14 protein-coding genes and 2 tRNA genes are annotated in these 12,112 nt (G+C 45.1%); 12 read left to right on the top strand and 4 right to left on the bottom strand.

Going from position 1 to position 12,112, the window contains the following annotated elements; translation table 11 throughout:
- Position 1: 1 nt before the first annotated feature.
- A complete protein-coding gene (locus tag R7E78_RS19160; RefSeq protein WP_005381015.1) occupies positions 2-1,042 on the bottom strand; it encodes a type IV pilus twitching motility protein PilT in 1,041 nt (346 codons plus the stop codon).
- A 28-nt stretch (positions 1,043-1,070) separates the two neighbouring features.
- Here R7E78_RS19160 and R7E78_RS19155 point away from each other — a divergent pair, with 28 nt between their 5' ends.
- From R7E78_RS19155 to hemW, 7 genes are all read left to right on the top strand, one after another.
- On the top strand, positions 1,071-1,772 hold the full coding sequence (locus R7E78_RS19155) for a YggS family pyridoxal phosphate-dependent enzyme (RefSeq protein ID WP_005384521.1): 702 nt from the start codon (positions 1,071-1,073) through the stop codon (positions 1,770-1,772).
- 159 nt (positions 1,773-1,931) lie between these two features.
- Positions 1,932-2,750: a pyrroline-5-carboxylate reductase gene (gene proC / locus R7E78_RS19150; protein ID WP_005381013.1), complete on the top strand. Its 819-nt coding sequence runs from the start codon at positions 1,932-1,934 to the stop codon at positions 2,748-2,750.
- A gap of 52 nt (positions 2,751-2,802) precedes the next feature.
- The gene (locus R7E78_RS19145; protein ID WP_005381012.1) at positions 2,803-3,360 is read left to right on the top strand and encodes a YggT family protein; all 558 of its coding nucleotides are present in this window, start codon (positions 2,803-2,805) and stop codon (positions 3,358-3,360) included.
- Positions 3,360-3,650, top strand: coding sequence for a DUF167 family protein YggU (gene yggU, locus R7E78_RS19140; protein ID WP_005381011.1), 291 nt, complete (start codon positions 3,360-3,362; stop codon positions 3,648-3,650). Before R7E78_RS19145 ends, yggU begins: the two co-directional genes overlap by 1 nt.
- Positions 3,651-3,778: 128 nt before the next feature.
- Positions 3,779-4,210: a DUF4426 domain-containing protein gene (locus tag R7E78_RS19135; protein WP_005381010.1), complete on the top strand. Its 432-nt coding sequence runs from the start codon at positions 3,779-3,781 to the stop codon at positions 4,208-4,210.
- Positions 4,211-4,328: 118 nt separating this feature from the next.
- Positions 4,329-4,931, top strand: a complete 603-nt coding sequence (locus R7E78_RS19130) for an XTP/dITP diphosphatase (protein ID WP_005381009.1) — start codon at positions 4,329-4,331, stop codon at positions 4,929-4,931.
- Positions 4,932-4,949: 18 nt separating this feature from the next.
- On the top strand, positions 4,950-6,128 hold the full coding sequence (gene hemW, locus R7E78_RS19125; RefSeq protein ID WP_262640678.1) for a radical SAM family heme chaperone HemW: 1,179 nt from the start codon (positions 4,950-4,952) through the stop codon (positions 6,126-6,128).
- 92 nt (positions 6,129-6,220) lie between these two features.
- On the opposite strand, the gene glsB is transcribed toward hemW, so the two are convergent.
- The 3 genes from glsB to trmB form a co-directional block, all read right to left on the bottom strand.
- On the bottom strand, positions 6,221-7,141 hold the full coding sequence (glsB, locus tag R7E78_RS19120) for a glutaminase B (protein ID WP_005381007.1): 921 nt from the start codon (positions 7,139-7,141) through the stop codon (positions 6,221-6,223).
- A 98-nt stretch (positions 7,142-7,239) separates the two neighbouring features.
- Positions 7,240-8,268: a TRM11 family SAM-dependent methyltransferase gene (locus R7E78_RS19115; protein ID WP_262640767.1), complete on the bottom strand. Its 1,029-nt coding sequence runs from the start codon at positions 8,266-8,268 to the stop codon at positions 7,240-7,242.
- Between the two features lie 17 nt (positions 8,269-8,285).
- A complete protein-coding gene (gene trmB / locus R7E78_RS19110; RefSeq protein ID WP_206225416.1) occupies positions 8,286-9,005 on the bottom strand; it encodes a tRNA (guanosine(46)-N7)-methyltransferase TrmB in 720 nt (239 codons plus the stop codon).
- A 203-nt stretch (positions 9,006-9,208) separates the two neighbouring features.
- Here trmB and mutY point away from each other — a divergent pair, with 203 nt between their 5' ends.
- The 5 genes from mutY (at position 9,209) to R7E78_RS19085 (ending at position 12,112) form a co-directional block, all read left to right on the top strand.
- Positions 9,209-10,285, top strand: coding sequence for an A/G-specific adenine glycosylase (gene mutY, locus R7E78_RS19105; RefSeq protein ID WP_262640768.1), 1,077 nt, complete (start codon positions 9,209-9,211; stop codon positions 10,283-10,285).
- Positions 10,286-10,304: 19 nt separating this feature from the next.
- Complete coding sequence (locus tag R7E78_RS19100) at positions 10,305-10,577, top strand: oxidative damage protection protein (protein ID WP_005381002.1); 273 nt, start codon at positions 10,305-10,307, stop codon at positions 10,575-10,577.
- A 77-nt stretch (positions 10,578-10,654) separates the two neighbouring features.
- A complete protein-coding gene (gene mltC, locus R7E78_RS19095; protein WP_136976888.1) occupies positions 10,655-11,794 on the top strand; it encodes a membrane-bound lytic murein transglycosylase MltC in 1,140 nt (379 codons plus the stop codon).
- A gap of 100 nt (positions 11,795-11,894) precedes the next feature.
- Positions 11,895-11,970: transfer RNA gene (locus tag R7E78_RS19090), tRNA-Phe, on the top strand.
- A gap of 66 nt (positions 11,971-12,036) precedes the next feature.
- Positions 12,037-12,112 (top strand) — tRNA-Thr (locus R7E78_RS19085).

The following is a 12,112-nucleotide window of genomic DNA, read 5'->3' as shown; positions in this document are numbered from 1 at the left end:
GTTACGAGAATTGCTGCACTTCTAATCCGATCTTACTATCGACCTCTTCACGAGCAACCATGCCTTGCGCCATTAACTGACGAGCATTTTGCTCCATGGTTTGCATGCCGTGAGCCGCACCTGTTTGAATGATCGAATACATCTGCGCGACTTTGTCTTCGCGGATCAAGTTACGAATCGCAGGCGTTGCCATCATAATTTCATGGCATGCAATACGGCCACCACCATTACGCTTCAGAAGCTTTTGCGCGATAACCGAACGAAGGGACTCAGATAGCATCGAGCGGACCATATCTTTATCACTACCAGGAAAAACATCGATAATACGGTCAATGGTTTTTGCCGCCGAGCTGGTATGCAACGTCCCGAAAACTAAGTGACCCGTTTCTGCCGCCGTTAAGGCAAGGCTGATGGTTTCTTTATCACGCATCTCACCGACTAGAATCACATCCGGGTCTTCGCGCAATGCACTACGCAAAGCATTTTGGAAACTATGGGTGTCACGGTGAACTTCACGCTGGTTGATCAAACATTTATTGTTGTTGTGAACAAATTCAATCGGATCTTCAATTGTGAGTACGTGCTTGTTGTGATTACGGTTAATGTAGTCAACAATGGCTGCTAAGGTCGTCGATTTACCTGAACCTGTTGGGCCAGTGACCAGAACTAAGCCTTTTTCAGCGTTCGCAATTTTTTTGAAGATCTCTGGCGCTTCTAGCTCTTCCAGAGTTGGAATGCTACTTGGAATGGTACGGAATACTGCCGCACAACCGCGAGATTGGTTGAAGGCGTTGACACGGAAACGGCCAACGTTATGCAACTCAAAAGAGAAATCGACTTCGAGTTTTTCTTCGAACTCACTGCGTTGGGCATCGTTCATGATTTCGAAAACCAAACGATGCACTTCTTGGTGTGTAAACGCTGGAATGCCTAGTTTTCTCACATCCCCATCAATACGAACCATTGGTGGGACACCTGCAGAAAGATGTAGATCCGAGGCATTATGTTTTACACTAAAATCCAGTAACTCAGTGATATCCATTTAAAATCCTTAAGTCTAAAGTACAGCTATGAGTAGTATTCAACAAAATATTGAACATATCACCTCTCAAATTCGATATGACGAGCAAAAATGTGGTCGAACTCCAGAGTCAGTGCAACTTCTAGCGGTAAGCAAAACTAAACCTGTCGAGGCAATTCTCGAAGCCTACCAAGCGGGACAAACCGCCTTTGGTGAAAACTACGTTCAAGAGGGCGTCAGTAAAGTTCAGCACTTTGCCGAGCATTATCCAGATAATCGAATCGAATGGCACTTCATTGGTCCGATTCAATCCAATAAATCGCGACTTGTTGCTGAACATTTCGATTGGGTTCACACCATCGATCGAACCAAGATTGCTCAACGCCTGAATGATCAGCGGCCAAGCGAACTTAAACCGCTACAAGTTCTGATTCAGGTTAACACCAGTGGTGAGGCATCTAAGTCTGGTGTCACTGAAGCGGAAGTATTCGAGCTGGCGGAGTTGATTTCTCGCCTACCCAACCTCACTTTAAGAGGGTTGATGTCGATTCCTGCCAACGTGTCTGACTACGAATCACAACTCCGTGAATTTCAGAAGTTGGCTACGTTGAAGCAAACACTCGAAGCACAGTTCCCAGAAATCGATACATTATCAATGGGAATGAGTGGTGATATGACCGCTGCAATCGAAGCTGGTAGTACAATGGTTCGTATTGGAACCGCTATTTTCGGCGCACGAGACTACAGCTAAATCAACAAAACGCTCACTCGCGACATAAGTTATGTCGTCAATCGTTAGAGCGTAAATGCGCAATCATCTTACTCGCCAATAGGAGCAGTAAGTAACAGCGGCGCCATTATACACCTGGGCGCACAACAAATTCTAAATATCATGATGGAAATCAGACAAATGGAACATAAAAAAATCGCCTTCATTGGTGCTGGCAACATGGTGAGAGCCATTGTTTCAGGCTTGGTTGCTAACGGATACCCAGCGCAAAACATTACCGCGACAGCTCCTTCAGAGGCTCGCCGCCTTCTGCTAGAACAAGATTTTGGCATCCGTACCACCAGCGATAACATCCAAGCTGCGACCGAGGCGGATGTGGTGGTATTGTCTGTAAAACCGCAAATGATGGCTGATGTCTGTAAACCACTGCAATCGATCGATTTCACTAATAAACTGGTGATTTCTATTGCCGCAGGCATCAACTGTTCACGATTGGATGATATGCTAGCCACCAAATTGAACTTGGTTCGTGTTATGCCAAATACGCCATCACAACTTGGGTTGGGTATGAGTGGGTTATTCGCACCAACTCATGTAACCGAGCACGACAAAGCTTTTGCCGCAGAGTTAATGGAAGCGGTCGGTAAAGTATGTTGGGTTGAGCAAGAGTCTGGCATCAATAATGTGATTGCCGCAGCGGGCAGTGCTCCAGCATACTTCTTCCTGTTTATGGAAGCGATGCAAGCAGAAGCGATTGCGCAAGGCTTTGATAAAGAGACTGCTCGACTATTGGTTCAACAAGCTGCATTGGGCGCGGCCAGTATGGTGGTTAGCAACCCAGAAACTGAGCTATCGACCCTGCGTGAGAACGTGACATCGAAAGGTGGGACAACGGCAGAAGCACTGCGTACATTCAACGAACATCAACTTTCAGATATTGTCGCTAAAGCCATGCAAGCTGCTGTGGCTCGCGCGGAAGAAATGGAAAAACTGTTTTAATTATTTGGATGAACTCCGTTTAGTATCATCCATCACTTGTTAAGGGTACCTTATGAATTCAATGAGTTTTCTCATCTCAACCCTATTTGACCTGTACATCATGGTCGTAATTTTGCGAATTTGGTTGCAAGCTGCGCGCGCAGACTTCTACAACCCATTCTCGCAATTCATAGTAAAAGCGACTCAGCCGGTCATTGGTCCATTGCGCCGCGTTATCCCTTCCGTGGGGAATATTGACCTAGCAACCGTGTTGTTTGCCTACGTGTTGTGTGTGCTTAAATTTGTCGTGCTTATCCTAATAGCTTCGAACGGTTCCGTCTCTTTCAGCGCTGACTTCTTATTCTTGGGCTTATTATCATTAATCAAAGCCGCAGGTGGCCTATTGTTCTGGGTACTATTGATCCGTGCAATTTTGAGCTGGGTAAGCCAAGGCCGCAGCCCTATCGAGTACGTATTCCATCAACTGACCGAGCCAATGTGCGCTCCAATCCGTCGTATTCTTCCGGCTATTGGTGGTCTTGATTTAAGCGTACTGGTGTTATTTATCGGCTTGCAGTTCGCGAACTTCTTAATGGGCGATATCATTGGTCCAATTTGGTTCCAGCTATAATGTCAGCTGCAGTTTGGCAAGATGGTGAGGACATCATCCTGAAGCTCTATATTCAACCTAAAGCTAGCCGCGATAAAATCGTTGGCTTGCATGGTGAAGAGCTAAAAATCGCCATTACTGCTCCACCTGTCGATGGCAAAGCTAATGCACACCTAACTAAGTTCTTAGCCAAGCAGTTTAAAATCGCTAAGGGCTTGGTTCACATAGAAAAAGGTGAATTAGGACGGCACAAACAAATTCGGATAGAATCGCCTACCCAGATACCGACAGAAATTAAAGCCATCATATGATGGCTTTTTATTTACGATTTTGTACCACACTTACTAATACCAACGACTGAGTACGCATTTTTTACCCCCTGACCAAGGTAAAATTGCAGCTATGGTTGTTTTATAACAAGTGCTTTGAGGAAGTAACAATGAGCAAATGGATTACCGCATTACTGATTAGCCTGTTGTCGTTACCAAGCTTCGCCGATCAGTTTAAAAATATGAAAGATATCGAAGTACACTATGTAGCGTTTAACTCAACATTCCTAACACCCAAAGTCGCACGTAGCTACGATATCAAACGTAATGGATACCTCGCTGTGGTTAATATTAGCGTGTTAGATAGAGCTTCATTGGGTAAGCCAGCATTAGAAGCAAAAATTGCTGGACGCGCGAAGAACCTTATCGGCCAAACTCAGACCTTGACCTTTCGTGAAGTCAAAGAAGGCAATGCGATATACTATTTAGCCGAACTGCCAATTACCCACGAAGAAACTTTTACTTTCGATATTGACGTAAAAGCTGGAAACAAAGGCTCAGGTAAGCTTAAATTCACCCAGAAGTTTTATGTTGAAGAGTAATTGGGTTGTGATGTTCCAAAAGCTTTTGGATCTAAGCAGGCTAAAAACCACTTATTAGTTAAAGAATATCTAGAGGAGAACGATTTGTTCTCCTCTATCACTATTAAAAGAGATTCCCATGAAAAAAATTGTGCTAGCAACTGGTAACCAAGGCAAAGTTCGTGAAATGGCAGATTTATTGTCTGACTTCGGCTTTGAAGTATTAGCGCAAAGTGAATTCAATGTATCGGAAGTAGCTGAAACGGGTACAACTTTCATTGAAAACGCAATCATTAAAGCTCGCCATGCCGCACAAGAAACAGGGCTTCCTGCCATTGCAGACGACTCTGGATTAGAAGTCGATTTCTTAAAAGGCGCTCCGGGCATTTACTCTGCACGTTACGCAGGCGAGAGCGCATCTGATCAAGAGAATCTAGAAAAATTGCTAGCGGCAATGGAAGGCGTACCAGAAGCAGAGCGTACAGCACGTTTCCACTGCGTATTAGTCCTCATGCGTCACGAGAACGACCCAACGCCTATCGTCTGTCACGGTAAATGGGAAGGCCGAATTCTAACTGAAGCACACGGTGAAAATGGCTTTGGCTACGACCCAATCTTCTTTGTTCCTGAAGACAACTGTGCGTCAGCCGAACTTGAACCTGCACGTAAGAAACAACTGTCTCACCGCGGTAAAGCGCTCAAGTCGTTGTTTGCTCAACTGTCTGAGCAAGTGTCTCAGTAATCACGAGCGAATTAGACCATGTTAACGCCCCCAGCACTCAGCTTGTATGTACACATCCCTTGGTGTGTGCAAAAGTGCCCGTATTGCGACTTTAACTCTCACGCGCTCAAAACCGAGATTCCAGAAGAAGAGTACATCAATGCCCTTTTAGAAGATTTGGATACCGACATTGAGAAATACCGACTTAACGAAGCGCCACGTCCACTGCATTCAATCTTCATTGGTGGTGGTACGCCGAGTTTGATTTCGGCAGAAGGCATCGAGCGTCTACTTAAGGGCATTGAAGCGCGTATTCCGTTCAAGCCTGAAATCGAAATAACCATGGAAGCGAACCCAGGCACCATCGAAGCAGAGCGTTTTGTTGGCTACCGTAAAGCCGGGGTAACGCGTATCTCTATCGGCGTGCAAAGCTTTGAGCAACAAAAGCTTGAGCGTTTGGGGCGTATTCACGGCCAAGACGAAGCCGTCAACGCTGCTCAGCTGGCGCACCAAATCGGTTTGAACAGCTTTAACCTCGATCTCATGCACGGCTTACCTGATCAAAGCATCGAACAAGCCTTGGCAGATTTGGACAAAGCGATTGAGTTGGCACCGCCGCACTTGTCTTGGTATCAGCTGACCATCGAACCAAACACCATGTTCTACTACAAGCCACCAACGCTACCTGACGATGATGACTTGTGGGATATTTTCGAGCTCGGACACCAAAAACTTGCAGCCGCGGGTTATGTGCAATATGAAATCTCCGGTTACAGTAAGCCGGGCTATCAGTGTCAGCACAACCTCAACTACTGGCGCTTTGGTGATTACCTTGGTATCGGTTGTGGCTCTCATGGCAAACTCAGTTTTACCGACGGACGTATTATTCGAACGACAAAGGTAAAACACCCGCGAGGCTATTTAGCGGCTTATCAAAATATGGTCAAACCTTATCTGCATACGGAACATGTCGTCGCGGATGAAGATCGTCCATTCGAGTTCTTTATGAACCGATTCCGCTTAATTGAAGCCTGTCCGAAGCAAGATTACGTGGACACCACGGGCTTACCGCTTAGTACGATTCAAGAAACCATCAACTGGGCGATAGAAATGGGCTACCTGAGTGAAACGCCTACCCACTGGCAAATTACTGAAAAAGGGAAGCTCTTCCTTAATGATTTGCTCGAAGCCTTTATGGCCGAAGAAAGCGAAGAGTAACGCAACCCCAAAACAAAAAAAGCCTCTCAATTGAGAGGCTTTTTATTTAGAAACTGTGTGCCGTCCTAAATAAGGTTGACACATTTCCAACCTTAGAAAATTGAACGGCCAATTCGCTCTGAGAGCAGCTCAAGCGCCTTAGTACCAGCAAGCGAGTTACCTGAAGGATCAAGCTCTGGAGACCATACTGAAATGGTCATTTCACCAGGTACTACCGCGATAATGCCACCACCAACACCAGACTTACCAGGCATTCCAACGCGATAAGCAAACTCGCCCGCGCCATCATACAAGCCACACGTTGCTAACAGTGCATTAAGTTGTTTGGTTTGCACAGGAGAAACTACAGGCTTACCCGTTTGTACCGATGTGCCCTTGTTTGCTAAATAGCTAAACGTTTTAGCCAAATCGACGCAACTCATCTTCAGCGCACAAGCGTGGAAGTAATTTTGTAGTACTGGAATCACTTCATTTTCGAAGTTGCCAAACGAACGCATGAGATATGCAATCGCCGCATTACGATCACCATGCATCATTTCGGATGCCGCAACGACTTTGTCATACACAATATGGGTATCACCAGAAAGCTGACGCACAAACTCCAACAGGCGCTGACGAGGCGCAGATAAGCGAGTTTGTAACAAATCCGCCACTACTATCGCTCCAGCATTTATAAATGGATTACGAGGAATACCTTGCTCCATTTCTAGCTGGATTAGCGAATTAAATGCCTGCCCCGAAGGCTCTTTTCCCACTCGAGACCAAATTTCTTCTTGCTTGTACAAGCACATCGCTAACGTCAAGCTCAATGCTTTTGAAATAGATTGGATAGAGAAAGGTTCATCGGCATCACCCGCCTTAATAACCTCACCTTCGTTGGTGTATACCGCAATACCTAACTTGTTGCTGGGTACTTTTGCCAGAGCAGGAATGTAATCAGCCACTTTACCTTGGCCGATTAAAGGGCGTACTTCCGCCAAAATATCTGTCAAAATTTCCACTGTCGGTTTCATTCTCTACCTTCTATTTACAAGAGAACTCGTTGAGCTCAGAGGTAAAAAAAGCCAACGTGTCGTTGGCTTTTCCATAGGGTTCGTTCGACTCAAGTCGATTATGGTTTTACTGCCACAATAATATTGCGGTTGATAGATTGATCAACACGGTGAAGATAACCGATGTAAGGCTCTTCTGAAAGTACCTTCCAACCTTGCTCTTCAAATAATGCCGCGACATCTTTCCATTTCAATGTGAATTCATTGAAAGACAACACCACTGAACCTTGCTTTTTCAATACCACTTTCCATGCAGGCAGAGCCTCTTTTAAAAGCTCTAGTGGACTACGGTTCAGTTTGCTGTCCTTGGCATTTTTGCTGCCGTGCTGCACGCCGTAAGGCAAGTCAGACACCATCACATCAACTGAGTTCTTTTTCACGACTTGATCAGCGATACGAGTATCAGCCGAATACAGCTTCATAAACTGAAGATTGCCTTGGTTGTAATCTTCTTTATTTGCTGCAGTTTCAACCACGAAACCATCCGCCACTTTCTTGCCACCCGCAGTGCGCTTTTCTTTGCTCACTTTGTGCTTAAAGCGGCCATTCTTCATGAACTTAACAATAAAGGTCTGGATCTCTTGCACCCACTTGGCGTTGATCTCAACCCCTACCACGTTCAAACCGTGGATCAAGCCTTCAAATAAGGTTGTACCTTTACCACACATTGGATCCATTAAGGTCAGTTGTTCACTTCCCGTATTGGACGCACTAATGCCGATATTCACCATCAAACGGGTAAACTGCTCGTTTGTTTTCCCGGTGTAGCGTAAAATCTGGCTCATACTTTCCGGGAAAGTGTTAAATACGGGCACTTGAACTGGTCGAAGTAAACCATCTTCGCGCACTTCAAATAGCGCATAGTAAATCGAAGAGGCTGCGATTCTTCGCGACTGCTCATCGGTTAGCGCTTCCTGACAAGAAAACACCAACGCAGCAGGTAAGCCAACGTTTTTACTACCAATTTCTGTCACATCCACGCCTTGTGAAGCTAAAATTGCTTTTAGTTCAGAACAGGCAATGGTCATTGCGCTATCAAAGTAAATTCGGTTATGACCCGGATTCGCTAATATCGCGTAATGGTACATCCTATGAACTCCTCTGGTTACGCAATACGCTTATATTTGATATCCCAAACACCGTGACCAAGACGGTGACCACGAGCTTCAAACTTCGTTAGCGGGCGATCGTCTGGACGAGGAACGAAATCACCATCTTTAGCAATGTTTTCGAAACCTGGCGCTTGGTTCATCACTTCAATCATGTGCTCTGCGTAGTTTTCCCAGTCGGTCGCCATGTGGAAAACACCTTCATTAGGGATCAGCTTCTCACGAACCATTTCCGCAAAACCTAATTGAACAATACGACGCTTGTGGTGACGCTTCTTATGCCAAGGGTCAGGGAAGAACAATTGCAGTGTCGATAAGCTGCCATTTGGGATCATGTGTTCGAATACTTCTACCGCATCGTGACACATTACACGCAGGTTAATAATTCCCGCTTCGCGAGCATCGGCAAGACAAGCACCAACGCCTGGGCTATGAACTTCGATACCGATGAAGTTTTTCTCTGGCGCGTTCTTTGCCATTTCAACCAATGAAGCACCCATACCAAAACCGATCTCAAGCACTACTGGGTTATCGTTGCCAAACACCTCTTTCCAATCGAGAAGTTCAGCTTTGAAGTCAATACCCATCGTAGGCCAGCATTCATTCATCGCGCTCTCTTGACCTTTAGTCAAACGCCCTTCACGGCGTACAAAGCTGCGGATTTTGCGGATCAGCTTTCCGTCTTCGTTGTATTCGTTAGTGGTTACTTCACTCATTGATTTTGCCTGCACATTGATTAATCAAAGCGGGGATTATCCAAAGAATTTACTTAGGTGCAAGTATTTGTTGAGCTCTTGGTCTATGGCAACCCAAAAGCAACGACACACCTCTTTATATCCCTACTGTTTATCTGTTGTACTTCTTGCCCATTATGTGGTGCAATTTTGCACCTAACCAATAATAGAATACAGAGCAAGTCGTGACACCTTTCGCCAGTGCCATCCTAGAATGGTATGACGCATATGGAAGAAAAGATCTTCCGTGGCAACAAAATAAGACCGCATACAGTGTCTGGTTGTCTGAAATTATGCTTCAGCAAACTCAGGTCACTACGGTTATTCCGTATTACCAACGTTTCTTGGAGCGCTTTCCAACCGTGATCGATCTTGCCAATGCTGAGCAAGATGAAGTCCTACACCTTTGGACTGGCTTAGGGTATTACGCCCGAGCCCGTAACCTTCACAAAGCCGCACAAGAGGTCGCCTCTACATACAATGGTGAGTTTCCTCTTGATATAGAGAAAATGAACGCCCTACCGGGGATCGGTCGCTCTACTGCTGCCGCCATTTTATCGTCTGTGTATAAACAACCACACGCGATTCTTGATGGTAACGTGAAGCGCACCCTATCCCGCTGTTTCGCAGTTGCAGGATGGCCAGGACAAAAAAAGGTTGAAAACCAGCTGTGGGAAATTGCCGAAACGCATACCCCACAAACGGATGTAGATAAGTATAACCAGGCAATGATGGACATGGGCGCAATGGTCTGCACTCGCAGCAAACCCAAATGTAGCCTCTGCCCTGTTGCTAACCTGTGTGTGGCAAAACAACAAGGTAATGTGCTCGACTACCCGGGCAAAAAACCGAAGAAAGATAAACCAATCAAGCAAACTCGTTTCGTGATGCTTCACCACAACACCGAAAATGGTCATGAGGTGTGGTTGGAGCAAAGACCACAAACAGGCATTTGGGGTGGCTTATTCTGCTTCCCACAAACCGAACATGTGGATGCAGAAAGCGACATTGAATTGCTACTGGATCAACGCGGCATTCAAGCCAGCAATATCAAACAGCAGCAAACACTGATTACCTTTCGTCATACCTTTAGCCATTACCACCTAGATATCACGCCAATTTTGATTGATTTATCAAAGCAACCGGACGTGATAATGGAAGGCAACAAAGGTCTTTGGTATAACTTATCTAAACCTGAAGAAGTCGGTTTAGCCGCGCCAGTAAAACTATTGCTGGAAACGCTACCCCACGAACTTCGTTAATTGAATACAAGGAGTCATTATGAGCCGCACTGTATTTTGTGCTCGACTAAAGAAAGAAGGCGAAGGTCTAGACTTTCAACTTTACCCTGGTGAACTAGGTAAACGCATTTTCGACAACATCTCGAAAGAAGCGTGGGCTCAGTGGCAACACAAACAAACCATGTTGATCAACGAGAAGAAACTCAACATGATGGATCCAGAACACCGCAAATTGATCGAAACAGAAATGGTAAATTTCCTCTTTGAAGGAAAAGACGTTCATATCGAAGGTTACACACCGCCGAGCGAATAAAGTCGCTTGAGTTAAACAATGACATCACAACCATTTGTGGTGTCATTTTTCTATTACCTTCAATAACTCTGATACTTATGAAAAAAATTGTCTTTATCGCTGCCGCACTTTTAATGGCAGGCTGTAGCCGTGAATTCGTCGAAAAGATTTATGACGTCAACTACGAGCCAACAAACCGTTTTGCCAATAACTTAGCTGAGCTACCAGGACAATTTGAAAAAGATACTGCGGCGCTAGATGCCTTAATCAATAGCTTTTCAGGCAATATTCAAAAGCGCTGGGGTAAAAAAGAAATCAAGTACGCTGGCAAAAGTAATTACGTTAAGTACATCGATAACTACCTTAGCCGCGCCGAGGTCGACTTTCGCAAAGGCGTGATCACGATAGAGACCGTATCACCGACCGAGCCCCAAAAACACCTAAAAGACGCGATTGTCACCACCTTATTAACACCAGACGATCCCGCTCATGTCGACTTATTCTCCTCTAAAGGTATCAGGTTAGAGGGGCAACCATTCCTGTATAAACAAGTTGTCGACCAAGACAATAAGCCAATTCAATGGTCTTGGCGGGCAAACCGATTTGCGGAATACCTCATCGCAAATAAAATAAAAACCAAAAATGTAGATTTCAAGAAAGCGTATTATGTCGAAATTCCCATGGTTGAAGACCACTTTTCAACACGCAGCTACCAATACGCCGATATCGTGCGTCGAGCTTCCAAGAAATACGACATTCCAGAAGACTTGATATACGCCATTATTAAAACCGAGAGCAGTTTCAACCCATACGCGGTAAGTTGGGCAAATGCATATGGCCTAATGCAAGTTGTACCTAAAACAGCGGGACGAGATGTGTTCAAACTCGTGAAAAAGCGCTCGGGCCAACCAAGCCCTGAATATTTGTTTAATCCAGAAAACAACATAGATACTGGTACTGCGTATTTCTATATCTTAAAAAACCGTTATTTAAGAGAAGTCCGCCACCCTACCTCTCTCGAGTACAGCATGATTTCAGCTTACAATGGCGGTACTGGAGGAGTTTTAAACACATTTCATCGCAGTGATCGCAAACGCGCAATGCAAGATCTTAATTCATTGCAACCCAACCAAGTTTATTGGGCGTTAACCAAGAAACACCCGAACGCAGAAGCGCGTCGCTACCTAGAAAAAGTTACAAATTTCAAAAAGGAATTTAACTCGAAGCAAACTTTGTAGTGACAGTTGAATAAAAAGCGTTCGAACAACCACTTTTTTGAAATTATTTAAAAAAAGTGGTTGACGCAACGCGGGAAAATCCGTTTAATAGCGCTCCGTTGCCCGGATAGCTCAGTCGGTAGAGCAGAGGATTGAAAATCCTCGTGTCGGTGGTTCGATTCCGCCTCCGGGCACCACAATTTGATTTGTTGGTGTCTTAACGAAATGTTATAACACAGACAAAAGCACAAAGAATAAAGTGTGCCGACTTAGCTCAGTAGGTAGAGCAACTGACTTGTAATCAGTAGGTCACCAGTTCGATTCCGGTAGTCGGCACCA

The organism is Vibrio sp. YT-19(2023) (genome assembly GCF_033337395.1).
This window is presented reverse-complemented; position numbering and strand designations above follow the sequence as displayed.